At 45.9% G+C, this 26731-nt stretch carries 26 protein-coding genes; 16 read left to right on the top strand and 10 right to left on the bottom strand.

The window, feature by feature from the left end:
• Nucleotides 1–307 precede the first annotated feature (307 nt).
• Together KNO76_RS13050 and KNO76_RS13045 are read left to right on the top strand one after the other, a co-directional pair.
• Nucleotides 308–865 carry a DUF5366 family protein gene (locus tag KNO76_RS13050; RefSeq protein WP_015880910.1) on the top strand — a complete coding sequence of 186 codons (558 nt, stop codon included), beginning with the start codon at nt 308–310 and terminating at the stop codon, nt 863–865.
• A gap of 185 nt (nt 866–1050) precedes the next feature.
• Nucleotides 1051–1575: a hypothetical protein gene (locus tag KNO76_RS13045; protein ID WP_214885854.1), complete on the top strand. Its 525-nt coding sequence runs from the start codon at nt 1051–1053 to the stop codon at nt 1573–1575.
• 203 nt (nt 1576–1778) lie between these two features.
• Here KNO76_RS13045 and KNO76_RS13040 read toward each other — a convergent pair whose 3' ends face one another.
• Nucleotides 1779–3566, bottom strand: a complete 1788-nt coding sequence (locus KNO76_RS13040; protein ID WP_214885852.1) for a transglycosylase domain-containing protein — start codon at nt 3564–3566, stop codon at nt 1779–1781.
• A 155-nt stretch (nt 3567–3721) separates the two neighbouring features.
• On the opposite strand from KNO76_RS13040, the gene KNO76_RS13035 reads away from it, so the two are divergent.
• From KNO76_RS13035 to KNO76_RS13020, 4 genes are read left to right on the top strand one after another with little or no spacing between them, the layout of a single operon-like run.
• Complete coding sequence (locus KNO76_RS13035; RefSeq protein WP_214885850.1) at nt 3722–4876, top strand: glucose-1-phosphate adenylyltransferase; 1155 nt, start codon at nt 3722–3724, stop codon at nt 4874–4876.
• On the top strand, nt 4818–6011 hold the full coding sequence (glgD, locus tag KNO76_RS13030) for a glucose-1-phosphate adenylyltransferase subunit GlgD (protein ID WP_251128008.1): 1194 nt from the start codon (nt 4818–4820) through the stop codon (nt 6009–6011). The genes KNO76_RS13035 and glgD overlap by 59 nt, the downstream gene beginning before the upstream one ends.
• A 10-nt stretch (nt 6012–6021) precedes the next feature.
• Nucleotides 6022–7455 (top strand): glycogen synthase GlgA, encoded by a 1434-nt coding sequence (gene glgA, locus KNO76_RS13025; protein ID WP_214885848.1) that lies wholly within the window; start codon nt 6022–6024, stop codon nt 7453–7455.
• A 22-nt stretch (nt 7456–7477) separates the two neighbouring features.
• Nucleotides 7478–9910, top strand: coding sequence for a glycogen/starch/alpha-glucan phosphorylase (locus KNO76_RS13020; RefSeq protein ID WP_214885847.1), 2433 nt, complete (start codon nt 7478–7480; stop codon nt 9908–9910).
• Nucleotides 9911–9926: 16 nt separating this feature from the next.
• On the opposite strand, the gene KNO76_RS13015 is transcribed toward KNO76_RS13020, so the two are convergent.
• Complete coding sequence (locus tag KNO76_RS13015; RefSeq protein WP_034771210.1) at nt 9927–10742, bottom strand: sulfurtransferase; 816 nt, start codon at nt 10740–10742, stop codon at nt 9927–9929.
• 99 nt (nt 10743–10841) lie between these two features.
• Here KNO76_RS13015 and KNO76_RS13010 point away from each other — a divergent pair, with 99 nt between their 5' ends.
• The 3 genes from KNO76_RS13010 (at nt 10842) to KNO76_RS13000 (ending at nt 14101) form a co-directional block, all read left to right on the top strand.
• Complete coding sequence (locus KNO76_RS13010; protein ID WP_214885845.1) at nt 10842–12569, top strand: phospho-sugar mutase; 1728 nt, start codon at nt 10842–10844, stop codon at nt 12567–12569.
• A 126-nt stretch (nt 12570–12695) separates the two neighbouring features.
• Nucleotides 12696–13454: a transporter substrate-binding domain-containing protein gene (locus KNO76_RS13005; protein WP_214700480.1), complete on the top strand. Its 759-nt coding sequence runs from the start codon at nt 12696–12698 to the stop codon at nt 13452–13454.
• Complete coding sequence (locus KNO76_RS13000) at nt 13451–14101, top strand: amino acid ABC transporter permease (RefSeq protein ID WP_026826687.1); 651 nt, start codon at nt 13451–13453, stop codon at nt 14099–14101. Before KNO76_RS13005 ends, KNO76_RS13000 begins: the two co-directional genes overlap by 4 nt.
• Before the next feature lie 43 nt (nt 14102–14144).
• On the opposite strand, the gene KNO76_RS12995 is transcribed toward KNO76_RS13000, so the two are convergent.
• Together KNO76_RS12995 and KNO76_RS12990 are read right to left on the bottom strand one after the other, a co-directional pair.
• Nucleotides 14145–15242, bottom strand: a complete 1098-nt coding sequence (locus KNO76_RS12995; RefSeq protein ID WP_214700482.1) for an ABC transporter ATP-binding protein — start codon at nt 15240–15242, stop codon at nt 14145–14147.
• Between the two features lie 104 nt (nt 15243–15346).
• Nucleotides 15347–16198: a PucR family transcriptional regulator gene (locus KNO76_RS12990; RefSeq protein ID WP_353047890.1), complete on the bottom strand. Its 852-nt coding sequence runs from the start codon at nt 16196–16198 to the stop codon at nt 15347–15349.
• Between the two features lie 69 nt (nt 16199–16267).
• On the opposite strand from KNO76_RS12990, the gene KNO76_RS12985 reads away from it, so the two are divergent.
• The 4 genes from KNO76_RS12985 (at nt 16268) to KNO76_RS12970 (ending at nt 20224) form a co-directional block, all read left to right on the top strand.
• Nucleotides 16268–17359: a DUF445 family protein gene (locus KNO76_RS12985; RefSeq protein WP_214885856.1), complete on the top strand. Its 1092-nt coding sequence runs from the start codon at nt 16268–16270 to the stop codon at nt 17357–17359.
• Between the two features lie 35 nt (nt 17360–17394).
• Entirely contained in the window at nt 17395–17766 is a 372-nt protein-coding gene (locus tag KNO76_RS12980) for a YlbF family regulator (RefSeq protein ID WP_026826683.1), read from the top strand.
• A gap of 130 nt (nt 17767–17896) precedes the next feature.
• Entirely contained in the window at nt 17897–19675 is a 1779-nt protein-coding gene (locus KNO76_RS12975) for an SLC13 family permease (RefSeq protein WP_214885841.1), read from the top strand.
• A gap of 63 nt (nt 19676–19738) precedes the next feature.
• Nucleotides 19739–20224 carry a hypothetical protein gene (locus KNO76_RS12970; protein ID WP_214885840.1) on the top strand — a complete coding sequence of 162 codons (486 nt, stop codon included), beginning with the start codon at nt 19739–19741 and terminating at the stop codon, nt 20222–20224.
• 38 nt (nt 20225–20262) lie between these two features.
• On the opposite strand, the gene KNO76_RS12965 is transcribed toward KNO76_RS12970, so the two are convergent.
• The 3 genes from KNO76_RS12965 to KNO76_RS12955 are packed head-to-tail and all read right to left on the bottom strand — an operon-like array spanning nt 20263 to nt 22572.
• Complete coding sequence (locus tag KNO76_RS12965) at nt 20263–20481, bottom strand: YhzD family protein (protein WP_214885839.1); 219 nt, start codon at nt 20479–20481, stop codon at nt 20263–20265.
• Nucleotides 20482–20520: 39 nt separating this feature from the next.
• A complete protein-coding gene (gene dinB / locus KNO76_RS12960) occupies nt 20521–21612 on the bottom strand; it encodes a DNA polymerase IV (RefSeq protein WP_214885838.1) in 1092 nt (363 codons plus the stop codon).
• A gap of 36 nt (nt 21613–21648) precedes the next feature.
• Complete coding sequence (locus KNO76_RS12955) at nt 21649–22572, bottom strand: CorA family divalent cation transporter (RefSeq protein ID WP_214885837.1); 924 nt, start codon at nt 22570–22572, stop codon at nt 21649–21651.
• 81 nt (nt 22573–22653) lie between these two features.
• Here KNO76_RS12955 and KNO76_RS12950 point away from each other — a divergent pair, with 81 nt between their 5' ends.
• Entirely contained in the window at nt 22654–23613 is a 960-nt protein-coding gene (locus KNO76_RS12950; RefSeq protein ID WP_214885836.1) for an HD domain-containing protein, read from the top strand.
• Nucleotides 23614–23666: 53 nt separating this feature from the next.
• On the opposite strand, the gene KNO76_RS12945 is transcribed toward KNO76_RS12950, so the two are convergent.
• On the bottom strand, nt 23667–24656 hold the full coding sequence (locus tag KNO76_RS12945) for a peptidylprolyl isomerase (protein ID WP_214885834.1): 990 nt from the start codon (nt 24654–24656) through the stop codon (nt 23667–23669).
• A gap of 152 nt (nt 24657–24808) precedes the next feature.
• Here KNO76_RS12945 and KNO76_RS12940 point away from each other — a divergent pair, with 152 nt between their 5' ends.
• The gene (locus tag KNO76_RS12940; RefSeq protein ID WP_353047889.1) at nt 24809–25147 is read left to right on the top strand and encodes a DUF1878 family protein; all 339 of its coding nucleotides are present in this window, start codon (nt 24809–24811) and stop codon (nt 25145–25147) included.
• On the opposite strand, the gene KNO76_RS12935 is transcribed toward KNO76_RS12940, so the two are convergent.
• Together KNO76_RS12935 and KNO76_RS12930 are read right to left on the bottom strand one after the other, a co-directional pair.
• Entirely contained in the window at nt 25131–25697 is a 567-nt protein-coding gene (locus KNO76_RS12935; protein ID WP_214885831.1) for an HTH-type transcriptional regulator Hpr, read from the bottom strand. The two genes, KNO76_RS12940 and KNO76_RS12935, sit on opposite strands and share 17 nt — an antisense overlap.
• A 62-nt stretch (nt 25698–25759) precedes the next feature.
• On the bottom strand, nt 25760–26116 hold the full coding sequence (locus KNO76_RS12930) for a hypothetical protein (protein ID WP_214702735.1): 357 nt from the start codon (nt 26114–26116) through the stop codon (nt 25760–25762).
• A gap of 168 nt (nt 26117–26284) precedes the next feature.
• On the opposite strand from KNO76_RS12930, the gene KNO76_RS12925 reads away from it, so the two are divergent.
• Nucleotides 26285–26620 (top strand): hypothetical protein, encoded by a 336-nt coding sequence (locus tag KNO76_RS12925; protein ID WP_214885830.1) that lies wholly within the window; start codon nt 26285–26287, stop codon nt 26618–26620.
• The last annotated feature ends 111 nt before the right edge of the window (nt 26621–26731 follow it).

Genomic DNA, 26731 nt, shown 5'->3' with positions numbered 1-26731 from the left:
TTATGGGGGCAGAACGCCTCAAGAAACCGGGAACCACAAAAAAGGACGAACCAGGTCGCAAGATGCGACCTGGTTCGTCAACAAGCTGCGGATTCGTAAGAATCCTGGCTCTTATTCGTTACCCTCAGGTTTACGGTTATATCCAGCTGTCAAAATTGCTGAGAGGAAGACGACGCTGATTCCAACCATCAATAATAGGCCCATCCAAAAATCCCCCTTTTATTCTCCATAACTATGAATAGTATAATATACTTGTTAGTAGAATTGCACTGAATATAAGAAATTACTGTGAAATTGGAGAAGGAACATGAAAACGAATGTGTACTTACTGAGCTATGCCCCACTCATCGGAATTATTTTGTTTTCCATGTCACTTGCGATCGCGACATCCGAGTACGTGATCCAATGGCTGAATCAAATTGGCGTATATAGTGAAATCATCGAGCTGTTATCCGTGCAAGAGACAAAAGTGCTTGTGCTTGTCGTATTCTTCACGATTTTCTTTATGTTGTTTAGCGCATTCAAGTTAGTTGCTGATACGTTCAATCAACTCGGTTTCGCCTTTTTTGCGCGGGAGACGAATGGGACGTCACTTCATCGGCTCAAACCTGGGGCCATCATCTTCCTCATCGGGTCTGGAATCAGCTTTCTCTTTTTGAACACGTTACTCGCCGTCATCGCCGTCCTCGTAGGAACGCTCTTGATGTATCTCTTTTACTATGTCTGGCAGGTGAGCCAATCGATGTCTGTCCCACGTGCCATCGGCTTATTGCTCATGCAGGCCGTTATGTGGGCGACGTTGATCAGTGGGTTAGGTTGGTCGGTCCTTCGCTTGTTTAATTCTGTCGGAGATATCATCTTATGAAAGAATGCTTTGAACCGACCTTTGATGTGATGGAAGCACGGTGTCATTCATTCGTACCTGAGGAAACATTGTATTGGATTGATTCCTCGTTCCTCAATGACTTACCGGTATCCTGTCTTATTATCTCGAGATAAGAATTTGTCACTCATCCTATTTACCGAAGACCTGGAATTACGAATCCGTATGTGACGTGGCAGATGGGGCAGGACGTGACCCATGTCGTCCATGCGTTCTCTGGTTTTTTGAAGGAGTTACAGGAGCACGTCAAAACACGTTTATTGGAATTTCAAGTGATGACAAATCGCGGTCTCGTTTTGCCGATATCGGACGAGCAGATGAAACGTCTATCGAATGAGGCGATTGTAGAGAAGGACGGCACGCATGTCATCGTCTTGCATCCGCAAAATTGGAATGCGCTCGACATCGAGATGCGTCATTCTCTTCTGCTCAACTATGCGAAGGAGTGGGATCGTTGGGAAGGGGAACCCTGTGATGACTCGATTGCCTCGTATCTTGCGGACTATGCAAATCGGTTTCCAATCCAGGAGGGAAGTAACTGTCTCGCAGCGACGTTGTTTGCGGTCACAGGAAACGAACAGATCGTTCACCAATGGGTTCATCCGGAGACATTCCTTCAGACACTAAAGCGAAGTGGGTACGAAACCGTGAAGGATGATGCGCCAAGGTCGAATGACGTCCTGACGTTTTGAAACGACCAAGAGCAACTTGTTCACGCCAGCTACTGTGTTCGACAAAACCTATATTTCAACAAGCACGGTCAAGTTCGTTTCAACCCATGGAAACTCATCGATCACGACGAGTTGAAGGAGCATTGGGGAGCGTATCGACTTCAGATTGAACGTCGGAAATAGAACAAAAGGAGTCAGCTCACTTTTCAGCGGCTGACTCCTTTTTAATGCGACTCAGTCCAAACAATCGCTGGGTACGCACGGTTGGCGAGTTCTGGGAACGGACGAGGTGTGTCGGCACCGAGCCAAATGGCGGTGATGGTGCGGTCGGTCAGTCCGACGTACCACATGTCTTTATTGTCGTTTGTCGTTCCCGTCTTGCCTCCGAGATAATCGTAGTCGCCTTTCACTCGATTCGCATAGCGTCCCGTCCCGTACGTGGTGACGGTCGATAATGCTTTCTTCATCACGTCCATGGTATCCGTAGACCAAATGGCCTCTTTGGTCAAAATTGGCGTCAATGTCGGCTCCCCGGACTTGAATTTGATTTGTTTAATCGTATGTCCTGATGTATAGACACCTTTGTTTAAGAACGGTGTGTAGGCGGCTGCCAGTTCTCTCGGAGAGACTCCTTGTGTGAGTCCACCAAGAGCGCTAGCTAAGTTCTCATCCTGTTCATCCCATTGACTGAACATCATGTCTGCCGTCTTATACGCCCGCTCTTGATCAATCGCTGAGAAGGCGGCGAGAGCAGGTGTGTTATACGAGTAGGCGACCGCGTCCTTTAACAAGACATCACCTAACACGCGGTCGTGGCTATTACCGGGACAATACGAACCGTAACAGGTCGGTCGTCCATCGAGTACTGTGTCAAGCGTCGCACCAGTATCTTCGATAAATGGTGCGAACACGAGAATTGGTTTAATGGCTGATCCTGGTTGGCGATACGCCTGTGTCGCCCGGTTGAACTCACCGACTTGTGTCATTTCTGAATCGACCATTGCCACGATTCGCCCTTGAGGTGTCAGTTCCGTATAGCCTCCGTTCAGCCCGGGAGGAAGTTGACTCATCACCCGTTTTGCTTGTTTCTGTTTCCCTGTCGATAAGTGAGTCTCAATCATTGCTTCATGGGTAGATAAATAATCTCTTGCTTCGGTATCACCCAAGTCATAGCGCGTACGTACCAATTGAATCGCCTCGCGGACGGCTGTATCCATATAGTCCGGGTATTGAATCGTTTGATTACGGTACGAAGCTTGTAGTTTTACACCATGATATTGGTCGTAGGCACTCTTTGAGAGGATACTTGCTTCAAACAATTGTGTCAAAATCCGGTCCTTCCGTTCAAAATAGGCTTCTGTAGGATTGAGTGGGTCGTAAAGGGACGGATTATTCGGTACCGTCAACAGATAGGCCAGTTGATTCCAATTCAAATCAGCGAGCGGCCTTGAAAAGTATGTATCAGCCGCAGATTGAATCCCATATACGTTATGTCCAAAGAATATGACATTGCTATAGGCTGTTAAAATTTCTTTTTTGCTATAGTTTTTTTCAAGCGCTTGCGCGATTAACAATTCCTTCACTTTTCGTTCATATGTTCGCTCATGTGTGAGGTAGACGTTTCGTGCGAGCTGTTGTGTGATCGTGCTCCCACCTTGAACGGATGTCTCGTTCGCGTTATTGATAAACGCACGGGCGATTCCGCTCAAATCATAACCGGGATGAGCATTGAATTTACGGTCTTCAATAATCATGATGGCTTCTTGAATGTGTTTAGGCAACGCCTTTGGAGTTACATCATTTCTACGGCCAGCCAAATAAATTTGTTGTTCCCCACCATTGTATGCGAGTGTGATGGCATGTTTCGACGAGAGTGGTTGCGCCGACACCAGTTCTTCTCCCCACGATAAAATCTCTTCAGTTTTATCAATCTCTTCTTTCAATGCGTTTGTGAGTGTTAAGGAAGTCGCTAAAAGTCCAGCGAAAAATAAAGTTCCAATCCAAGCTCTCATCCGATCACCTCTTTCTATTCATTATATCGTCAAATTTATAAAAAAATAAAAAATGTAAACGTTATCATATAATAATTCGAGAAGGAATACTTTAAGAAAGAGCGAAAAAGGGTATAAGAGGTTGTATATTACGATTTTGAGGAGGCTTATTATTTATGAAGCAAGAAATGGTTGCGATGCTCCTTGCGGGAGGAGAAGGAAAACGATTAGGGCCTCTCACGCGAAAAACGGCGAAACCAGCCGTGAATTTCGGCGGAAAGTACCGAATTATCGATTTCCCATTGTCAAACTGTACGAACTCAGGAATCTCAACAGTCGGGGTATTGACGCAATACGAGCCACTTGAATTGAATCGTTACTTAGGAATCGGGACAGCATGGGACTTAGATCGTCGCAATGGAGGATTGGCAATTCTTCCACCTTATCAAGCACAGTCGGGGAAAAATTGGTATGAAGGAACTGCTAATGCGATCTATCGTAACTTGAGCTACATCGACGCTTACAATCCGGATTACGTCTTGATCTTATCAGGAGATCACATTTACAAAATGGACTACGAGAAGATGCTCGAGGCCCATAAAGAAAAACAAGCCGATGTGACCATCTCTGTCATGGAAGTACCATGGGACGAAGCACCACGATTCGGTATTTTAAACACAGCGGATGACCTTCGAATCAATGAGTTTGATGAAAAGCCTGAAGACCCAAAGAGTAACTTGGCATCGATGGGCATCTACATCTTCAACTGGAAAGTCTTACGAGAGCATTTAATTAAAGATGCTGAAGATGAGACGTCAAGCTTTGACTTCGGGAAGAACATCATTCCAAATACGCTTCTCCAAGGGCTTGACGTCTTCGCCTACAAGTTCAAAGGATACTGGAAAGATGTTGGGACGATTCAATCACTTTGGGAAGCGAACATGGACCTCTTAGAGGAAGACCCTCCATTTGATTTGTATGATCCAGATTTTAAAATTTATTCGGTCAACCCGAATCAGACACCTCAGTATATCGGAAAAGATGCATGTGTCGAACAGTCTGTGATCAATGAAGGGTGTCATATCGAAGGAGAAGTGCAACACTCGGTTCTATTTTATGACGTCCGTGTCGAAGAGGGCTCACTCGTCAAAGACTCCGTGATTATGCCGGGGGCTAGAATTGGGAAGGATGTAACAATTCACAGAGCCATTGTCGCGAGCTGTGCAGTCATTGAAGATGGTGCGACAGTCGGTGAGCCAGGTGGTGAAATCGTTGTTATTGAGCCACATGAAAACATCGAAAGCGGAACCGTCTTCAAACAACGAGTTTGAAACAAGTAAAGAGATACGCAAGGAGGCGTTACTGTTGACGAACGATTTATTAGGGGTCATTAACTTAGGAACGGAACAAGGATTGTTTCCAGAATTTACAGGACATCGCAATTTAGCAGCAGTCCCTTTTTCAGGACGATATCGCCTGATTGATTTCACGTTGACGAATATGATTACGCAAAATATTAGTCAAGTTGGGATTTTTACATTAGATAAGTATCGCTCCTTGATGGACCACCTCGGATCAGGAAAAGAGTGGGACTTAAATCGCTCTCAAGGTGGTCTTCACATCTTCCCTCCGGCATTAAAACCAGACGGTGAAGCGTATCTTGGGGATTTGGCAAACTTTTCGATGCACCGTGAACATTTCATTCGTAGCAAGCAACCGTATGTAGTTATTACAGGGTCGAACGTGCTGACGACGATTGACTATAACGACATGCTCGAACATCACAAATCGATTGGTGCCGATATCACACTTGCTTATACAACACATGAGCAGAAATGTGGTTACTGTCGACCGATTCGTCTCGGTGAGAACGATCGTGTCGTCGGCGTGTCAGAACGAGGATTTTCACCAGATGATGAGTATTCATATACAGAGACAATTATTATGTCAAAGAATCTCTTCATGCGGCTCGTTGACGAAGCGACATCTAAAGGTGAATATGATTTATTAGATGGCGTCATTCGTCCACAACTCCACCGTTTACACGTTCACGGTTATCATTATGTCGGGAAAATGCAAGTCATTCACTCTGTACTTTCTTATTATAATGAAAGTATGCGATTGCTCCGTGGAGAAGGGATTATTTACGATTTCCCGCACATTTATACGAAAATCAAGCACGAACCACCTACTCGTTACTTGAAAGGTTCGAAAGTGAATGAAGCACTCGTGGCGAACGGATGTAAAATTCATGGGGAAGTTCAAAACAGTATTCTCTTCCGTGGTGTTCAAGTAAGTAAGCATGCTCGCGTCAAGAATTCTATCATTTCGTCGAAGTCGATCATTGAAGAAGGGGCTGTTGTCGAAAATGCGATCCTTGATAAAGAAGTGGTCGTAAAACGAGGACAGGTCATTCGAGGTACAATCGACGAACCGATTGTCATCGCAAAACGAACAGTTGTGTGAGGAGGATTTTATGAAAATTTGGTATGTTGCTTCAGAAGCGGCACCGTTCATGAAGACGGGGGGGCTAGCCGACGTCGTCGGTTCCCTCCCTCAAGCGGTGGCGGATTTAGGAGAAGAGGTTAGCGTCGTCATGCCGAAGTATGGATCGATTGCTGAAGAGTATGTGGACGAGATGGAGTATTTATTCGACCTAATCGTTCCGGTCGGTTGGCGCAAGCAGTTTGGTGCGGTCTTAAAATTAGAGCGGGATGGTATCAACTATTATTTCATTGATAGCGAGTATTACTTTAAACGTGATGGTGTTTTATACGGACACTTTGACGATGCAGAGCGATTCGCGTTCTTCTCGCGAGCTGTACTCGAGATGATTGGAAAGATAGAAGATGTGCCCGATGTCCTTCATTGTCATGATTGGCAGACAGGGATTTTACCAGCCTTTTTACGAATCCATTATCAACATATTGAAGCGTATCAACATATTCGCACCGTCTACACAATCCATAACTTGCAATATCAAGGAGTCTTCCCTGAAGAGATTTTGGGAGAGCTACTACAGTTCGGTCCTGAACATTTTACGGCTGAAGGTATTCAGCATAACGGTCTCGTCAATTACATGAAAGCAGGAATCGTCCACTCAGATCAAATCACAACCGTCAGTCCATCTTATCGCGATGAAATCATGGAGCCATATTACGGTGAAGGACTAGATGGAGTCCTGCGTCATCGCGCTGTCGATGTACGAGGAATTTTAAACGGCATTGATTTGTCGACGAATGACCCGAGTACGGATGCTCGTATTGCACAGACGTATGATTTGGATACGTATAAAAAAGGAAAAGTCGCCAACAAACGAGCGTTACAAGAGCGTCTCGGTCTTGAGGTACGAGACGATGTCATGCTAATCGGTTTTGTCAGCCGACTCGTTGACCAAAAAGGACTCGATTTAATAAACGCTGTCCGTGAAGAACTCGGTCAATTGCCTTGTCAATTCGCATTTCTTGGTTCGGGACAACCGGAATATGAGGGAATCATTCACGAGATGACGGCAGCACATCCGGGAACGGTCGGTTCATATATCGGTTTTGATATCGAACTCGCGCACTTGATTTATGCTGGGGCGGATGCTTTTTTAATGCCGTCACGTTTCGAACCTTGTGGACTCAGTCAACTGATTTCCATGCGATACGGCACATTGCCCATCGTACGTGAGACGGGCGGACTGCGGGATACAGTGAAGCCGTATAACGAGTTCACGCAAGAAGGCACCGGATTTGGGTTCATGAACTATAATGCCCATGAGATGTTGGCGACAATCGAATACTCGATTCGTGTCTATTTCGAGAAAGAAAATTGGGATGCCCTCGTCCATCAGGCGATGACCGCGGACTATAGCTGGAAACAATCCGCCAAGCAATATCGTGAGTTATATCATTTATTCGTATGATTGGAAGGAGCTAATTTGATTTATGTTCACAGATAAACAGAGCTTTGTCGGCGCGTTTAAGGAACGATTTATCGCATTGAATGGAAAGTCGATTGAGGATGGGACAGAGCAGGAAGTGTATCAAACATTGGCAACGATGGTACGCGAACAGGCCATGCCGAAATGGATCCATACGCGAGACCGTCAAGAAGAAAAGCATAGTAAGCAAGTCATCTACTTCTCACTTGAATTTTTATTAGGCCGTTTCCTGTACAATAACTTGTTAAGCCTAGACGTATTAGAACTCGTCAAAGAAGGGCTTGAGGATCTCGGATACGATTTTACCGATATCTCAGAGTTGGAACCGGAACCTGGTCTCGGGAACGGGGGGCTCGGTCGTTTAGCAGCTTGCTTCCTTGATTCGTTGGCCGCACTCAGTTTGCCCGGGCACGGGAACGGAATTCGATATCGCTATGGTCTCTTCAAACAGAAAATTGTGGATGGATATCAGGTCGAGCTACCGGACAATTGGCTCCGTGACGGAAACATGTGGGAAACGAGACGTCAGGATAAGGCGGTCGACATCAACTTCGGTGGATGGATCGAGATGAAGCAAATCGGAAACCGATTGCGTGTCGTCCACCATCCGGATGAAGTTGTCAAAGCGGTCCCGTACGATATGCCAGTCATCGGTTATCAGAATGACGTTGTGAATACGTTGCGCCTTTGGAACGCAGAATCACCACTTGATGATGAGGCATATTTAGAGAAGACAAAAGGGACGTATAAAGACTTGTTAAAACATAAACAGTCGATTGCGACCATTTCGGAATTCTTATATCCGGATGATACGACTTATGAAGGAAAAGTACTTCGTTTGAAACAACAGTATTTCTTTGTGTCGGCAGGAATCCAATCGATGCTTGCTTCGTACTTAAAAGGTAATAAATCTCTCAAACAATTGGGCGATCATTATGCGATTCACATCAATGATACGCACCCGGTTGTTGCAATCCCTGAATTAATGCGAATTTTGATGGATGAGCATGGATACGGATGGGATGAAGCGTGGCGAATCACGAAGAGCGTCATGTCGTTTACGAACCACACGTTACTCGCAGAAGCACTTGAAAAATGGCCGGTTGAGATGTACCAGCGGCTATTGCCACGTGTCTATCAGATCATCGAAGAAATCAATCGACGTTTCTGTCGTGACGTCCTGGTCAACTATCCCCATCTCGAATCACATATGGGTGAAATCGCAATCGTATCGAATGAGCATATCAATATGGCCAACTTGGCCGTCGTCGGCTCTCATTCGACGAACGGGGTTGCACAAATCCATACCGATATTTTGAAACAGCGTGAGATGCGTTACTTATATGAGATTTTCCCACTGCGATTTAACAACAAGACGAACGGGATTACCCATCGTCGCTGGCTCTTAAAATCGAATCCACGATTATCTGAGGTTATCACAGAAGCAATCGGTCCTTCGTGGATTGAGCATCCGAATGATTTGGAAAAGCTGATGGATTTCTCAAAAGATAAGAGTTTTCAAGAAAAAGTGATGGATGTGAAGCAACAAAATAAATTCGATTTGGCAGCTTACATTCAATCGGAGACCGGAGAAACGGTTGATCCGCATTCGATTTTTGATGTGCAAGTCAAGCGTCTACACGCCTATAAGCGGCAGTTGCTAAACGCGCTTCATATCCATGCGCTCTACTTGAAGATTAAAGCAGATCCGACGTTCACGATGGTTCCCCGAACGTTTATCTTTGGCGCAAAGGCGGCACCGGGATATCATTATGCGAAAGAAATTATTCGTTACATCAATGCGCTTGCGACATTAATCAATAAGGATAAGCGAGCAAGTCAATTCATCAAAGTCATCTTCCTTGAAAACTATCGTGTTTCAATGGCTGAACGGATTTTCCCGGGATCTGACTTGAGTGAACAAATTTCGACTGCAAGCTATGAGGCATCGGGTACCGGCAACATGAAGTTCATGATGAATGGTGCTTTAACGATTGGAACGTTAGACGGAGCCAATATTGAGATTCGTGATGCCGTCAGCGATGATCACATCTTCATTTTCGGATTATCTCCACAAGAAGTCATGAACTATAAAAAGTTCGGAGGGTATCATGCGGCGGAGATGTATCACGCACACCAAGAAATCAAGGATGTCGTCGATGGTCTCGTCAGTGGGACATTCGATAAGGTAGGCGAATATCAATTCCAGTCCATCTTCGATTCACTTCTCGTCTACAACGATGATTTCTTAGTTTTAAAAGACTTTATCTCTTACATGCGAGCACAGCGACGTGTCGACGAGATGTTCCGTGATCGTGCGCGTTGGGCAGAGAGCTCAATTGTCAATACGGCGAAATCGGGCATCTTCTCAAGTGACCGAACCATCACGGAGTATGCAAACGCAGTTTGGAATATCAAACCGACGAGCGTGAAATAAAAAAACGATCCACCCGTTACGGGTGGACCTCGTTTTCTGGATAGCTGACCCAATCGGAATATGATCCTGGATAGAGCCGGACATCGTCCTTACCGAGAGCATGTAGCGCTAAAATATTGACACAGGCGGTGACACCGCTCCCACAATAAAAGATTGGGTTCTCGACAGGAAGAACATCTTTGTAAAGTTCTTTCAAATCGTGAAAGTCTTCTAATGTGCCGAGCTCTGTAATAGCTTCTGCATATGAGCAAAGCAATGCGTTCGGAATGTGTCCTGCTTTTTGGTCTATCGGTTCGTGTACGCCGTTATAGCGATCTTCTGATCTAGAATCGTAAAGTTTACCGTTTGTGGCGGCTCTTACTTCTTCGAGTGTGGCAATCATGTCGTCTTGGAAGTCCGGCGTATAGTCACTCGACTTATAGTGTGGAATTTCCGTCGTGGTATCACCGCAATAGGTGATTCCCGACTGGATTCCGCCTTCTAGGACGACGACCCGCTCGTGACCGGCCCATTTAAAGAGCCACCATGCACGGGCTGCATACGGAAAACCGTCATCATAAATAACGACAAGATCATCTTTTTTCAAGCCGATGCGACGAAGCGTTGACGTCCATGCCTCTTTTGAAGGGAGCGGATGACGTCCACCATGTTCACCAAGTGGACCAGACAAGTCTTCCATCAAGTCGAGAAAGACTGCGTTCGGAAGATGTCCCTGTCCATAAACGTATTTACCATAGGACGCGTCGTTTAACGAATATCGGCAATCGATGAAACGAATCGAGTTCGTATGCACGATTTGTTTTAATTCTTGGGCACGCATTGTTGGAAACATTAATATCACCTCGAGGTTTCATTACTCTCATCGTATACAAGATGGAAGCAATTGGCGAGTACTTCGATTGATTTTTTTAAGGTGAAAGGGGAATAAACCATGACATGGCAACAAACATATGAGCGTTGGAGTCAATTTGATGGACTTGAACCGCATTTGCGTGCGGAACTTGAAGAACTCGCAAAAGATGAGTCAACGTTAGAAGATGCATTTTATAAGACGCTGGAGTTCGGGACAGGCGGGATGCGGGGAGAAATTGGACCGGGTGCAAATCGAATGAACATGTATACCATTCGAAAAGCGTCTCAAGGGTTTGCTGATTTTATCTCATCCTCAGGAGAAGAGGCGAAGCGTCACGGCGTCGTCATCGCCCATGACTCGCGTCATTTTTCTCCGGAGTTCGCGTTAGAGGCGGCGCGGACGCTCGCGTCAAACGGCATCAAAACGTACTTGTTCCCAAGTTTGCGCGCCACACCTGAGCTCTCATTTGCGGTACGTCATCTTGATGCATTCGGCGGGATCGTCATCACAGCTAGCCACAATCCTCCTGAGTATAACGGGTTCAAAGTATATGGGGCAGACGGTGGACAGCTTCCACCGGTGGAAGCGGATGAACTTGTCAGTTACGTCAATGCGATTGAAGATGAGCTGACGATTGAAATCAAAGATGAGGCAACGCTTCGTCAGACGGGTTTGCTCGTCACAGTCGACCGATCAGTCGATGAAGCGTATATGGAGGCGCTCCAGTCAATCCGTATTCATCGTGACGTACAGGACAGTTCCCTTCAAATCGTCTATTCGCCGCTCCACGGGACGGGACGCCGTCCAGTCATGGAAGGGTTAAAGGCGTATGGATTTGACCGTGTGACGATTGTAGAAGAACAAGCAGAGCCAGATGGCGCGTTCCCAACAGTTAGTTACCCGAACCCGGAAGAAAAGGCGGCGTTTAAATTAGCAATGGAATACGGGGATCGTGTCAGTGCTGATTTACTGATGGCGACCGATCCTGATGCCGACCGTGTCGGCTTGACCGTGCGCGGACAAGATGGTGATTGGTTCGTCTTGACGGGAAACCAGACAGGTGCGCTGTTGATGGAATATATCCTCTCACAGAAGAGTGAAACGGGGACGCTTCCATCGAACGGGTTCGTCGCGAAGACGATTGTCACGTCCGAACTTGGTGCCGCCATTGCGAAAGCATACGGCGTGCATCTTGAAAACACGCTGACCGGATTCAAATTCATCGGTGAGAAAATTAAACAGTATGAAGAGTCTGGAGAATATGAGTTCCTGTTCGGCTATGAAGAAAGCTATGGCTACTTGATTGGGGATTTCTGCCGTGATAAGGATGCCGTTCAGGCTTGTTTACTCGCAGCGGAGATGGCGGCTTATCATAAACAACATGGTCGTACGCTTTATGATGCGTTGCAGTCGATTTACGAGAAGTATGGGTTCTATGAAGAATCGTTACAGTCGATGACGTTGAAAGGAAAGGCTGGTCTCGAACAAATCGGACGGATGATGGAAGCGTTCCGTGCCAATCCGCCAAAAGAAGTAGGGGGATACGAGGTCGTTCGCTTCGAAGACTATAAGAAGCAAGTGGCGACTGACTTGCAGACCGGTAAGTCTGAAGGCATCGAATTGCCATCATCGAACGTCTTAAAATTCATCTTTGCGGACGGGTCATGGTTCTGCCTTCGTCCGTCTGGAACAGAGCCGAAAATCAAGTTCTACTTCAGTGTACATGCGGATCGTGCCGACAAAACGACCGCAAAACGTGAAGCGATTGAAGCGGACGTCATGCAACAGGCGAAAGCGATTGATTGATACCGAACATCACTCTAGAAATAGGGTGATGTTTTTTGTTTGACATGAAGACACACCGCCAGTATGATGAGGTTATTGTTTAAAACCGTGTAATCATATAAGGATTATAAGAAAGGCGGAATCATCATGAAAAAAACGTTAACTACAGTATTGGCACTTGGAGCTTCAGTAGGGCTTCTCGCAGCTTGTGGCAATGAAACAGGAAGTGGAGCGGACGAAGCGGTCATTACTGTCGGGACAGAGGCGACTTATCCACCCTTCACATATAAAGACAAAGGTGAATTGATGGGATATGATATCGATGTCTTGAATGAGGCGGCAGAACGTGCCGGTTATAAAGTTGAATACGAGGCAATGGACTTTAAGGGACTCGTCCCGGCTCTCGATGCAGAACGCATTGATATGATTGCCAACCAAATGAGCATCACACCTGAGCGTGAAGAGAAATATGCATTTACTGATCCGTATGCCGTGTCGGGTGCACAAGTCATCGTCGCTTCGGACAACAATGATATTCAAGGAATTGACGACCTTGATGGCAAACTAGTCGGCTCGACACAAGGTTCTGCTTATGCCCAAATGGCTGAAGAAGCAGGTGCTGAAGTGAAATACTACAAAGGGGCAAACCAAGTACTTCAAGATCTCGAAGTCGGTCGCTTGGAAGCGGCACTTAATGACCGTCTCTTTATTTTGACAGAACTTGAAAAGACAGGTTATGACGTCAAAGCAGTCGGTGACATCTTCAATACAAGTGAAGCTGGATTCATGGCACGTCAGGATAGCGATGTTCTTAAGAAGTTGAACGATGCACTCGCAGAAATGAAAGAAGATGGCACAATGAAAGAAATCGGTGAGAAATACTTCGGTGAGGATATCAGTCAATGAATGAACTGATCACGACCGTCATAGATAACCGCTCGGTCTATCTTGAAGCCATCCAGCTCACGTTGATCGCCAGTGTCCTGTCGATTCTTCTCGCCTTGGCGCTCGGTCTGATCATCGCTTTACTTCATAGTAGTCCAATTAAAATTGTACGATTGTTAACACGGACATATATCTCGTTCTTCCGTGGAACACCGCTGTTGCTCCAGTTGTTGATTTTGTATGTCGGTCTCACTGGGTTCGTGCAACTCAGTGGGATGCAGGCGCTCATCTTCGGATTAGGGTTTCACTTTGCGGCCTATATCTCAGAAGCATTTCGGGCGGCAATTAACTCTGTCGACAAAGGACAAGTGGAAGCGAGTGTCGCGCTCGGCATTCCGAAAATGAAGCGTTTCAAAGACATCATTTTCCCGCAAGCGCTCTCTCGTGCCATCCCGCCTGTCTCGAACTCGGTCATCGACATTATCAAGTCGACATCGCTTGGTACGGTCATTGCGGTTCAGGAGTTGACGTACGTGTCTGACCAGATTGCGGCCACAACCTATCTGGTCATGCCGTTACTCTTGTTCTCGGCTTCCATCTATTGGATTTTGTCGACCATGATTCAAGCTGGGCAACATAAACTCGAACAGCGTTACGCGATTCGATGATAAAAAACCCTCGATTCAAACGAATCGAGGGTTTTTGTATGGCTTAACGGATGACTTGTTCTGTTTCTCCGTCGAAGAAGTGTGCTTTTGTCATATCGAGGGCGAGTTCAACATCGTCACCCATGTGGATGTTTGAGCGACCGTCGACACGTGCTGTGAACTGGTGTCCACCGAGTTCCGCATAGAGGTATGATTCTGAGCCCATGAGCTCAGCGACATCGATGTGTGCTTTGAACGTATGCGTTGTTGGCGAGTCGATGTAGATTGGCTCATCATGGATTGATTCTGGACGAATCCCGAGGACAAGCTCTTTACCAACATAACCACGATCACGAAGGGTCTTCATTTTTCCTTCTGGTACGTTGACTTCTTCCCCGTTCGTGATGAATTTGCCTTCTGCGAGTGTACCGCGGAAGAAGTTCATTGAAGGTGAACCGATGAAACCGGCGACGAAGATGTTGTCCGGGTAATCGTAAACTTCTTTTGGTGAGCCGACTTGTTGGATAAGGCCGTCTTTCAAGATGACAATACGTGTTGCGAGTGTCATCGCTTCAGTTTGGTCATGGGTAACATAAATCGTAGTTGTGTCCAAACGGTTGTGAAGTTGGATGATCTCTTTACGCATTTGTACACGAAGTTTTGCATCCAAGTTCGAGAGTGGTTCGTCCATTAAGAAGACTTTCGCATCACGAACGATGGCACGTCCGATGGCCACACGTTGACGTTGTCCACCTGAGAGTGCTTTTGGTTTACGCTCGAGGTATTCCTCCAAACCGAGAATACGTGCAGCGTCTTTGACGCGACGATCAATCTCATCTTTCGGGAACTTACGGAGTTTCAACCCGAATGCCATGTTGTCAAAGACACTCATGTGTGGATAGAGTGCATAGTTTTGGAAGACCATGGCGATATCACGATCTTTAGGAGCGACATCGTTCATTCGTTTCCCATCAATGATAAAGTCACCGTTTGAAATTTCTTCAAGGCCTGCGATCATACGAAGTGTCGTCGATTTTCCGCAACCAGACGGTCCGACAAATACAATGAATTCACGGTCTTTAATGTGTAAGTTAAAATCGCTGACGGCTTTGACGCCACCATCGTAAATTTTTTCAATATGTTCTAATCGAATTTCTGCCATGTCGTTAGCCTCCTAAAGGATCTGTTTGTTTATAATAGCGCTTACAAGAATGATTATATGATGAAACCGCTTGCATTGAATATAGACAAGTTGCACAAAAACCATCAGTCGGATTTGTGCAACGTGACCATTAGTTGAAGGAGACTAGCGTCATAGAACTTTCGAGCGTCATAACCGGTCGTCTCGAACAAGCGATCGAGTCGATAGTTCAGCGTGTTTCGATGCATGAACAGCGCTTTGGCCGTATGTGAGACATTCAACGAGTGGCTGAACAATGATTCGAGCAATTCAATCGTTGACAGGTCGATCGGTTCAAGCAATGGTGCAATTCGGCGAATCCGTTCTTTTGAATCCTGCTCTTGTAGTAAATAATGGTATAATAATTGACTAGCAGGGTAAGTTTTAGTAGAGAGACGTGCGTATGGTATGAGTAGTTGATGTTGACGATACACGTGGGATAGGTTGCCTTGTGGGCGTTCGCTATACACGGCATAAGCTTCTATAAAGCAATCGCTCGCAATGGCACGCAATACGTCCTCAAATTCTTGGAGATCGGCAAACGTGTCTTGCTCGATAAGTTCGAGATGTTTTTGGGTCATCATTATCATTTCAGCATGCGGCATGAAGTCGTGTACAATGCTGATGAATGAATCGAGTGATTCCTCTTCTGTTTCTTGAAGCGAAAGGGTAATCAGCCGAAACGGTTGTTCAAAGCGAAACGTATCATCCTGTAAACGCTCTTGCCACTTTCGCTGATGAGGGTCTGACTGAAGAATAGGAGTCGCCCACATGCGTAGAAGTTGCTGTTCACGTTCGGTTAATTCGAACGTTGGTAATCCAAATACCGTACCGTTTTGCGTCTCGAACCAGTCATGGTCACCAGATGCATCTTCCGACCGATGGACAGCGGTCGGAAATATCGATTTAATACGATCAAACGTATTCAATACTATCACCTCAACAACAATGTATCATATTTCAGATTGGAGGCTTGCAGTTTGGACGGGATATTGAAGATTTTACTCATGATTGTGATTGGAGCAACGATTGGGGGTGTGACGAACTTCCTCGCCATTAAAATGTTATTCCGACCACATGAACCGAAATATATTGGTTCGTTCCGGATTCCATTTACTCCGGGACTGATTCCGAAGCGACGGGATGAATTAGCATCCAGTTTAGGAAAGACCGTCGTCAAACACTTGTTGACACCAGAAGGTATGCGAAAGCGATTACTAGATGATCAAGTGACGACACACATCACCCAATTTGCTCAGCAAGAAGTTCAAGCGATGTTGCGCTCGGATAAAACGGTTCGAGAACTCGTAGAACCCCTCTACCCGAACGCGGAGGCACGCATCCTCACGTTAGCGGATGACAAGTTACGTGACGAGTTAACGAGCGTCATGGCTGAAGTAAAAGAACGAAAGTTGTTCGAGTTACTTGGGGAAGAAGGTATGGACCGCGTACGGGCGGTCATTCCTGAAATTGTTGATGCGCTTCTTGTTAAATCGGAAGAATATTTCTATTCTCCGGAAGGTGAGGCACAGCTTCGACATATGGTTGATTCGTTTGTTCAACGTCGACTCGGATTTATCGCAGGATTCATTCAAAACATGAACTTTGTCGAAATGGTTCGACCTGAAATCGTCAATATTTTAAGAGGTCAGTCAACGCGTGACGGAATGACGACGATGATTACGCGCGAATTTGAGCGTTTTAGTGAAAAATCAGTCGATACGCTAATGGACGAACGATTAGAAAAACGACTCATCGATGGAATTGTGCAACAGGTAGTCTCACGCTTACCAATAGCGCAATTGTTGGATCGCCCTGTATCGACATATACGGAGTCTGTTGAATCCCGTGTCGTCGACGAAATCGTCCCACAAGGCGTGACGCTTGTCATTGAGCGCTTCACGAATCGATTGGAGACGATTATGGATCGATTAAAGATTGACAAAATTGTTCAGGAACAAGTTCAATCTCTCGATACGTCTTACCTAGAAGAAATTGTATTATCCATTTCCAAACGGGAGTTTCGGGCAATAACATGGCTTGGCGCGCTATTAGGTGGTATGATTGGGTTGATTCAAGGGTTGATTGCCATCTTGTGATGGCGAAACCCTAATAGTATTTAGGAGGACGTTACATGTCACAAACAAACTTGTACGACCAAGCTTACCAATTGGAGAAAGCACTTCGCGATTCTGAAGAGTTCACAACACTCTCTTCTTTATACGATCGTGTCAATGCGGATGCGGAAGCGAACCAGTTGTTCGCTGACTTCCGTAACATCCAAATGACGCTTCAACAAAAGCAAATGCAAGGAGAGGAAATCTCTGAGCAGGAAATGATGGATGCGCAAACGAAAATGATGAGCGTTCAACAGAACGAATTGATCATGGAGCTCATGCAAGAAGAGCAACGCATGCACCAGCTCGTTACAGAAGTAACGAAAGTCATCATGAAACCACTTGAAGAGCTTTACGCTCCGATGGTGAATGAAAATGAAGTTCAATAAGACAATGATGAACGGGTAGCTTTCGGGCTATCCGTTTTTTTTGTTGATGAGATTGTCACACCTATTAAGTAAGCGCTTTCATGAACTGGATTATAATGAAGATGTGATAATGGGGAAAGGGTGAACTGTCATGGTGACTGTCCTTATACTTTTAGGGATGATTCTCTTTTTCATAATGGGATGGCTACGGGCAGATTTGGTTGCTGTGATTGGACTTCTCTGTCTCGTCTTAACAAATCAATTGACTCCGAGTGAGGCGGTATCCGGATTCTCAAATTCGGTTGTGTTGATGATTGCCGGGCTATTCGTAGTCGGTGCGGGATTGTTTCATTCTGGCTTGGCAGAACGACTGGCTTCTTTATTGATTCCATATGCCAACGGGAGCGAGACGAGACTATTTTATTTATTCATGTTGACCGTCACGTTCCTTTCAAGCGTCATGTCAAACACAGGTACGGTCGCATTGCTCATTCCAGTCGTCATGGCGATGGCGCGCCAAATCAAAAGATCTGCCAAAACATATCTCATGCCGCTCGCCTTCTTCTCAAGTATTGGTGGAACGATGACATTGATTGGGACACCACCAAATCTAGTTGCAGCAGAATCGTTACGTGGTCTTGCGGAAGTCCCGATCGGTTTCTTTTCGCTGCTTCCGATTGGCTTGGTCGTCATGGTCGTGGGATTGGTTTATTTCCGTCTGTTCGGAAATCGTTTACTCGATCAAGGTAGCTCGAATGAGTGGGCTAAAGAAGAAACAAAAGAACCACCAAGTCCGAGCGTGTATGTCATGTCGATTGAGAAATCCCACCCTTTAATCGGGAAACGGTTGAGTGACCTGAAGTGGTCACATAATGGGATTCTTGTTCTAAAAGAACGTATTCAAGGGATACGTCAACACTATGAAACAGCACGCGCCGACACTGTGATACGCGCAGGAAGTTTACTCGTTAGTGGGGACGAACAGCAAGTTCGTTCCCTCTCACATCAGGAACAAATTCCTTATAAAAAGGTTGAAGCAAGAGCTGTAAATGATAAAGCAGGGGGCGTCGCGCTATTCACGATTCCAGCATCGAGTCAACTCGTGGGGAAATGTATCGGCGAGAGTCGATTACGGAGTGAGTTCCATGTCAACGTCTTACAACTGATCCGTCCACAAGAAGAAATTGCGCAAGTGCGATTGAAAGATACCCCGCTAAAACAAGGTGACTTATTGATGGTGCAAGGAGAGTGGGATGACCTTGAACGAATTGAACAAGACACACATCTATTGCTCTCGAATGAACGGGTGACCGATGTGGCCAATCGAACCGTATCCAGTCATCATCAGCTTGCAGCAGGCATCATCTTGCTTATGATGGTGGTACTGTTTGTATTCGAGTGGGTCGACCCGACCGTTGCGGTTTGGTTAGCGGCACTTGCAATGATTTTGAGTGGGGCCGTGCGTCATATGGATGTCGCATATCAATCGATTCAATGGTCATCACTCGTCTTGATTGCAGCTATGATACCGGTAGGGACTGCGCTTGAGCACGCGGGAGTCATGGCATGGTTAGTTGAATGGATAGAGAGTTCTTTTGCCGGATATGGACCTGGCTGGGTGCTCGTTGTTCTTTTTATTGCGACAATCCTACTTAGTCAAATCATCTCGAACACAGCGACCGCTATCTTGTTTATACCACTTGCTATCGCACTTGCGGAATCGATGGCGGTTAGTCCGATCCCGTTCGTCATCGCCGTCGCCATTTCGGCGTCACTTGCTTTTATGACCCCGTTCGGGTCTCCGACAAATGCGATGGTGTTTAGTGTGGGGGGTTATCGATTCGTAGATTTCATAAAAGTCGGTGTGCCACTGCAACTACTGACTGCATTCTTCGGTATACTCATGATTCTTTTCTTATTTCCATTTTGAGCAGGAGTTGAGAAGGGACGAAAAGAATAATCAGAGAGTGGCTGAAGGAAGGGAATGATGATCATGAAAAAATGGACAATGCTCATCCTCTGTCTATTTCTCGTTGCATGCGGGGAAGAAGTGGAACCTGAACCCGAGATGGCGGAGAACGGACGGGTGGCCGAACAGTATCTCGAGAAACAACAGTATCCAATCGTCTCTTTCGAAGGAGAGCATACGAGCACCTTAACCTTAGATGAGTTGAAAGAAGATCGTGCACGTAACACGTGGGGACTACAATCCGTGTCACCGGATGAATACGTAGGCAAGATCATATACTATGAAAACTTTACAGTGAAAGATCATCCGATAAGTGAGCAATCTCCCACTGGCCTGACTGGAGTGTCATTGATGGTCGTGGATGGGAAGGTGATCGGAGGGACATCTTTCCCTGTAACCGACGGATCAGGCTTGGGGAACGGATATAGCCTGAGCGGAGAAACGCTAGAGGACATTCATCCTGATATTCAAGAATGGCAGGAAGCATGGGACGAGAAATACAGCGAATAAAAAAGTAGACCGAGAAAAATAACCTCGGTCTACTTTTATTAGGATGCCGTGCCTTTCAATTTTCCTGGTAATTTGCACCGTTCGAAATAGATGAGCTGCCCTTGGTGCACGATGCGTGCCCCTTTATGCTCGTGCCCGGCAGCGCGAAGCATGTCGAGTCCTTTTATTTTGGCGGATTGATCGTCACTCGCTTCAAACATTTCATTCAATATGAGCGTGCCGTCATTTTCGAAACCTGTCACTGTGTATGTTTCCATTCACATGACCCCCTTTTCTTTATTTTAATGAATGGTTATTCATTCTTCAAGAGAAGGTTTTGTCAATTCATCGAATGTCAGTTGCCGTGTCGATTCAGTTCGGGGAATCAAGTCGGATACGGTCAGTCCGATCAAACGGACGGGCTCGATAACGTTCATCTCATCGAAGAGACGTCGGGCCAATCGTCGAATCTCGTCGTGGTCATGAGTCGGATGGTTTAATTTGATTTGATGACTCCGAGCCTGAAACTCGCTCGTCTTTAATTTAATGGTGACCGTTTGACAGCTCAGCTCGCGACGATCGAGCTGACGCAATACGTCCTCCATTTCAGGAATGACCCGTTCGAACACTTCTTCCGGGTCATCGATATCAATGGCGAACGTCGTCTCCGATCCGATCGACTTACGTTCCCGTGTGGCGACGACGGGGCGTGTGTCTCGTCCGTGTGCCAGTTCATATAATTGTTGTCCACGATCATGTCCGAAAATGGCTTTCAATTGTTCTGGGCGAGTTGTTTGCAAATCACCAATTGTATGATATCCGCTCTTATAAAGCGTTTGTGCGGTCACTTTTCCGACCCCGTGCATCGCTTCAATAGAAAGGGGAGCGAGAAAATCTGCCACTTCATGTGCCGGGACGACAGTGAGACCGTTGGGCTTCTCAAATCCCGAAGCGATTTTAGCAACGAATTTTGAAGGCGCAACCCCGGCGGATGCAGTAAGGCCAGTACGCCGTTTGATTTCACCTAAAATATACCGGGCGATAAAGGGTCCGGATGAGCTCAATAACGCATTCTCTGTCACGTCGAGATAAGCCTCATCGAGCGAGAGCGGTTCGACGAGCGGTGTAACTGACTTAAAAATCTCCATTACTTGTGCGCTGACTTCGCGATATGCTTGAAACCTTGGTTTGACAAACGTCGCATGCGGGCACAAGGCAAAAGCGCGACGTGATGACATCGCGCTGTGTACGCCATATTTCCTCGCCTCATAGGAACATGTCGCGACGACCCCACGGCTGTGAGGTGGGCCTCCGACGATGACGGGCTTCCCTCGTAAATTGGGACGATCACGCTGTTCGACAGAGGCGTAAAATGCGTCCATGTCCACATGAATGATGAGTCGTTCCATAACATCACCTTTCCTGGGCAAAACACTTTTCTTTCATTATAACGAACTTTTGTTCGTTTTTTTAGCATTTTGTTTTGTTCGGTGTTTCGTCGAAGTCGTCTGATTCGGAAACTGTAACAACGACCCAATCCAATTCTTCCGTTTCAACCACATTTGGATGATGAGCGTGAAGAGAAGAATCGTGATCCAGGCGAATCCATACCCGAGCGGCCATTCCAGTTCAGGCATATGTTTAAAGTTCATCCCCCAAACGGCACCGAACGCAACGACTGGGGTCGTCAGCGCTGTGAAGACGGTGAGGGCCTTCATGATCTCGTTTCCTCGGAAGTTCGAGAGTGTGGAGGCGAGGTCTGTCATCGCTATCACGTCTTCTTGATAATGATTGATCAACGTCAGCAAGCGACTGACTCGATAATCAGCAAGTTGGTATGATTTCAACTGCTGTAAATCTTTATTTAAAAATGCCTCACGTCCTGCCATGACGAGTTCTTTGTAAGGGGTGACGGTGTCCGACCACCGTTCGATCTCACTGCGAAGACCAAAAATCTCATTCATGAACGTAGCAGGGACCTGTCCCGTCATTTCACGTTGAGCGGTCAACAACCGTTCTTCAAATTCATCGATGCCGTGAAAATAGTTGTTCATCCGCTCGGCAAGTACCTCGTAAAAAGCCTCAATCGGAGAGTCACATTGTTTAGCGAGAATCGACTCGTGATGAAGATCATCAAAACCGATCGTCCATAAAAAATCGGGTCCGATGAAGTAATGTCCAATTTTTCGCGGTTCTCGTTCTAACTGTTCATAGTCGAGCGTGAGTGAACCATACATAAAACCGTCCTCGACCAAAATTTTGGTGACGTTTGCGGTCGTCAGTTGTTCGAGCCAATACGTATAAGCTTGAACATATCGTTGATCTACATAAATATAGTCCTCAGGTCGTGTATACCAATCCCATTCCATCATCCATTCCCCCAATTCGCTACATTGATAGTATTCCCAAATTGTCAGGAATGTTGGCATCTGTCGCAAACTTTCGATAAGATGAAGGTACTGAACAAGAGAGAGGTGCTTTCATTGACGACAAAAATCGGTGAGCTCAAAGTGGGCGACACGCTAGACCAATATGTCATGATCAAACAATCCTATAAGGGACTTGCCGGGAACGGAAAACCTTATTTAACATTAATCCTTTGTGACGAGAGTGGCGAAATCGAGACGAAACTATGGGATAGTGCCGATACTGAGAAGTACGCGACGAAAAAAATCGTCCATGCGGCCGGTGAGGTGATGGACTATCGCGGGCGGACACAGTTGAAATTGAAGCAGATTTCGATTATCGAACAAGAAGTGGATATCGCACCTTACGTACGATCGGCACCGATTCCGAAGTCGGAGCTTGAGACAACGATCCGTGGATTCATCACGTCACTTCAACACGATGAGATTCGCCGTCTTGTCGAGGAGGTCGTCAATCGTCACGAAGAGGCATATTTCACATATCCGGCTGCCGTTCGACATCATCATGCGGTCTATTCGGGACTGGCATTTCATGTGATGTCGATGTTGAAGCTCGCGGATACGATGTGTGAATTGTATCCATCCTTGAACCGGGACCTTTTGATTGCGGGTGTGATTCTACACGATTTGGCGAAAGTCATTGAGTTGTCCGATGCGATTACACCGGAGTATACGCTTGAAGGGAAGTTGCTCGGTCACTTGTCACTCATGGCATCGGAGCTTGAAGTCGTGTCACGTAAACTTGGGACAGACCGTGAAGTGACAACGTTGTTGCAACATCTCGTCTTAAGTCATCACGGTAAACCGGAGTGGGGTTCTGCGAATACGCCTCAACTTCCTGAGGCGGAGATGTTATTTTTCATCGACAACATCGATGCACGCATGAACATGTTCGAAAAAGCATATGAAGGCGTCGAACCGGGTGCGTTCACGGAACGTGTCATGGCTCTCGATAATCGAGCATTTTATCGTCCGAAATTATAATACGGCATCTGTCCACAAATAAGGGCACTCCAACGTTGGAGTGCCCTTTAAACTTATTGTTCAGTCGATTCTTCAGAAGATTCGTCTGCGTTTTTAATCGCTTCTTTGACAGCGTCAAATTGTTGCTCTGCTTTTGCATCTTTTACGTCAACGTTATATTTTTCAATCAACTCTGCGTAAATTTTGTTCGCGTCGACCGAAGTTGATTTTTCAGCTGCTAATTCTTCACGAATGCGGTCTTTCTCGTCTTCGAGTTTCAAGTCTTTCTCTTTGCGGTCTGTCACTTTGATGACGTGGAAACCGAATTGCGATTGGACTGGTTCAGAAACTTTTCCGACCACATCTTCTTTAAACGCGTATTCTTCGAATTCAGGTACCATCGCACCGGCAGAGAAGTAACCGAGCTCTCCACCTTTTTCGCCAGAACCTGTATCCGTTGATTTCTCTTTCGCGAGTTTTGCGAAGTCCGCACCGTCGTTCAACTCTTTGATGATGTCTTGTGCTTCTTCTTCTGATTCAACGAGAATGTGACTAGCTTCCACTTCTACGTTCTCTTTTGCGAACTGTGCTTCGATGTCTTCATCGGTCACGTCGACAAGCTTAGATTTTGCTGCGTCAACAAGCATCTGCCCGCGAAGCGCTTCTTTGAACTCTTCCGTACCACTCATGCCGGCTTGTTGAATCGCTTGTTCGAATTCTTCTTCTGAGTTGAATTGTTCTTCTGTCTTGCTAAATTCTTCGTCTACTTTTTCTTGGTCGACTTGGTCACCGTATTCTTTTTCAAGAAGTGCATTCATCGTCTCTTGGAATGCGAGTTGTGGCACCATCCGGTCATAGCTCATATCCGCGATTTCACCGCGAGTGACCTCGCCGCCTTTATATGTGACGACTGCTGAATTATCTGATTCTCCGCCGCCCGCGTTCGTTGCCGCGTACGTACCGCCAGCACCGATGATGAGTGCGATTGCAGATGCACCAACGAGAGCGCCAGTTGAGAATTTTTTATCTTGCTTTTTTGGTTCATTCGTCATTCCGTTTGACATGTATTCCACCCCTAATAATTCTTAAAGTTTCTAAGTCCGACTATATCACATTTTCCTAATCATGACAGCTGTTCTCTTGTCTGTACAGTATCATAGCACACAATCCTGTCGTATAATGATGTAATAGAATGTGAAATGATGGGGTGAGGGCAGTGTCACTAGAAACGAAGGTCGAGCATTTAGCGTATCAGATGAAGATCTTACTCGAGATTGTCGATTGGACGAACCGTCCGTTTGAATATGAAGTGATTCGAGCAAACTTGACGAAACAGGAAGTGGAGTCATTTTATCAATTGCTTGATGAAATTCGAGCGCGACAAAACGAGCAAGTGCGCTATGGATTTACGTCCATAGAGCCGTTGCTCGTTCATTTTGCAGGTATGTTAGATGCGAGGCTCGATGTGAAAACGATTCTTGAGGCATGCGTCCGTCAAGGAATCGAATTAGACGTCACAGAGCCACTCTATCGGCAGGTTAGGCTTCTTGAGTGAGATGATCATCCTCATCAGGGCGTCTGCCTGCCTCTTCTGTAATCATTTTTGATGTTTCTGCAAAGATATCCATGAAGTTGTCCCCATACAAACGACGAACGATGGCCGTCATGTCTGTTAAATCGGGGAACTTTCCATAAAGTTCTTGCAAGGGAAGGGAAGCGCGGAAGACACCGTTACCTTCTGGGTCAAACGCATGAATCGTCTCGAGTAACAATGCCTCGCCTTTAGGTGTCAACTGGACATACGTATTTCGTTTGTCCGTCTCTTTTTTAGAAAACGTAAGTAATCCACGGTCCTCTAACTTCTTCGAGAAGTTGAAAGCAGTCGAGACGTGCATGACGCCATATTTTGCAATTTCAGAGATCGATGCACCGCCTAAAGCATGGGCAATCCATAAGATATGATGTTCGTTAATGTTCAAGTCGAACGGTTTAATCCAATTTTGCCAGTCTTTTTCGACGGTTTTCCATAAAGCCTTACTCAATTGAATAATTTTGTGGCTATAGAGCATGGCCTCAGGGCCAGTGAATTCTTTTTCGTGTTCCATCTCGATCCATCCTTTCCGGATAAAAAAATCAATTATAATCGACGGACGATGTCCCCAAACACTCACTGTGTCTGATCGACAGTTTTTTCAGTCATAGCAGACTGTAAGTTCGAGAGCTCCTGAAGGTTCTCTTGGATGCGATCGACTGAAGGCTGAATGTCTTGTTGATAGCGTTCGACTTCGACTTTCACTTGATCAGTCAATTCTTTTCCTTGTAGCTTACTTGCAGCGGCAACATGTGATGCATGTTTCGCAACATTTCCAAATTGTTCTTTTAGCGTAGTGATTGTGGATGCTCGATGTTGTTGCGCAGCGGCGTCATTTGCGGTTCCTCGCGCTAGTTTCTTAAACGTGGCGACCCCTAAAAATGCTAAAACAAAGCCGAAAGCAATCCAATCTCGACGTTGGCGACTCGACAATTCATTCCCCTCCTCAAGCACGGTTCATCAGAATTACATTCTTTTCATATTATTTTACCAAAAAAGAGTGATTAAAAACCTATATCGCAAATAAAATTTTTCAGAACATTCATTTTTGACCGAAAAATCATTTTATTTTAAAATACAGGTAAAGGAAGGTGATCCTCAGTGGAGAAAGCGAAGCGTTGGGTAGATGATATGCTTGACCTATATCTCGCCGCTAAGCGACTGGGAGATGACACTTGGGCCGAATCGATTATGAACACACTAGAGGCGGGATATGAAGCATCGAAACAATCAGAACAGGATCGTGAAGAATCCATTCGAGAAAAGCGTATCCTTGAAATAGATACCCGTCTAACTGAATTACGAAAAGAATTTGAACAAGCGACATCTGTCAAAAAGCGTCAACAACTTTATGAAATGGCGATTAAGCTTCAGGTCGAGCGAGCGCAATTGGAAGAAGAGCAGAAGCGCCGTCGTGATTCTATCAATCAATCATAAAGGAGACCCGTCATCGACGGGTTTCAGCTTGTTGACGAACCAGGTCGCATCTTGCGACCTGGTTCGTCCTTTTTTGTGGTTCCCGGTTTCTTGAGGCGTTCTGCCCCCATA

Source organism: Exiguobacterium sp. s101 (genome assembly GCF_018617835.1).
Taxonomy (GTDB): domain Bacteria; phylum Bacillota; class Bacilli; order Exiguobacteriales; family Exiguobacteriaceae; genus Exiguobacterium; species Exiguobacterium marinum.
The sequence above is the reverse complement of the archived record's forward strand: the minus strand, read 5'-3'. Positions and strand labels throughout refer to the sequence as shown.

Excerpts from the sequence above, each read along its gene's own strand:
- KNO76_RS13050 (WP_015880910.1), top strand. The coding sequence starts at position 308 with ATGAAAACGAATGTGTACTTACTGAGCTATGCCCCACTCATCGGAATT.
- KNO76_RS13040 (WP_214885852.1), bottom strand. The coding sequence starts at position 3,566 with ATGAGAGCTTGGATTGGAACTTTATTTTTCGCTGGACTTTTAGCGACT.
- KNO76_RS13035 (WP_214885850.1), top strand. The coding sequence starts at position 3,722 with ATGAAGCAAGAAATGGTTGCGATGCTCCTTGCGGGAGGAGAAGGAAAA.
- glgA (WP_214885848.1), top strand. The coding sequence starts at position 6,022 with ATGAAAATTTGGTATGTTGCTTCAGAAGCGGCACCGTTCATGAAGACG.
- KNO76_RS13020 (WP_214885847.1), top strand. The coding sequence starts at position 7,478 with ATGTTCACAGATAAACAGAGCTTTGTCGGCGCGTTTAAGGAACGATTT.
- KNO76_RS13015 (WP_034771210.1), bottom strand. The coding sequence starts at position 10,742 with ATGTTTCCAACAATGCGTGCCCAAGAATTAAAACAAATCGTGCATACG.
- KNO76_RS13010 (WP_214885845.1), top strand. The coding sequence starts at position 10,842 with ATGACATGGCAACAAACATATGAGCGTTGGAGTCAATTTGATGGACTT.
- KNO76_RS13005 (WP_214700480.1), top strand. The coding sequence starts at position 12,696 with ATGAAAAAAACGTTAACTACAGTATTGGCACTTGGAGCTTCAGTAGGG.
- KNO76_RS13000 (WP_026826687.1), top strand. The coding sequence starts at position 13,451 with ATGAATGAACTGATCACGACCGTCATAGATAACCGCTCGGTCTATCTT.
- KNO76_RS12995 (WP_214700482.1), bottom strand. The coding sequence starts at position 15,242 with ATGGCAGAAATTCGATTAGAACATATTGAAAAAATTTACGATGGTGGC.
- KNO76_RS12985 (WP_214885856.1), top strand. The coding sequence starts at position 16,268 with ATGATTGTGATTGGAGCAACGATTGGGGGTGTGACGAACTTCCTCGCC.
- KNO76_RS12980 (WP_026826683.1), top strand. The coding sequence starts at position 17,395 with ATGTCACAAACAAACTTGTACGACCAAGCTTACCAATTGGAGAAAGCA.
- KNO76_RS12975 (WP_214885841.1), top strand. The coding sequence starts at position 17,897 with ATGGTGACTGTCCTTATACTTTTAGGGATGATTCTCTTTTTCATAATG.
- KNO76_RS12970 (WP_214885840.1), top strand. The coding sequence starts at position 19,739 with ATGAAAAAATGGACAATGCTCATCCTCTGTCTATTTCTCGTTGCATGC.
- KNO76_RS12965 (WP_214885839.1), bottom strand. The coding sequence starts at position 20,481 with ATGGAAACATACACAGTGACAGGTTTCGAAAATGACGGCACGCTCATA.
- dinB (WP_214885838.1), bottom strand. The coding sequence starts at position 21,612 with ATGGAACGACTCATCATTCATGTGGACATGGACGCATTTTACGCCTCT.
- KNO76_RS12955 (WP_214885837.1), bottom strand. The coding sequence starts at position 22,572 with ATGGAATGGGATTGGTATACACGACCTGAGGACTATATTTATGTAGAT.
- KNO76_RS12950 (WP_214885836.1), top strand. The coding sequence starts at position 22,654 with ATGAAGGTACTGAACAAGAGAGAGGTGCTTTCATTGACGACAAAAATC.
- KNO76_RS12945 (WP_214885834.1), bottom strand. The coding sequence starts at position 24,656 with ATGTCAAACGGAATGACGAATGAACCAAAAAAGCAAGATAAAAAATTC.
- KNO76_RS12935 (WP_214885831.1), bottom strand. The coding sequence starts at position 25,697 with ATGGAACACGAAAAAGAATTCACTGGCCCTGAGGCCATGCTCTATAGC.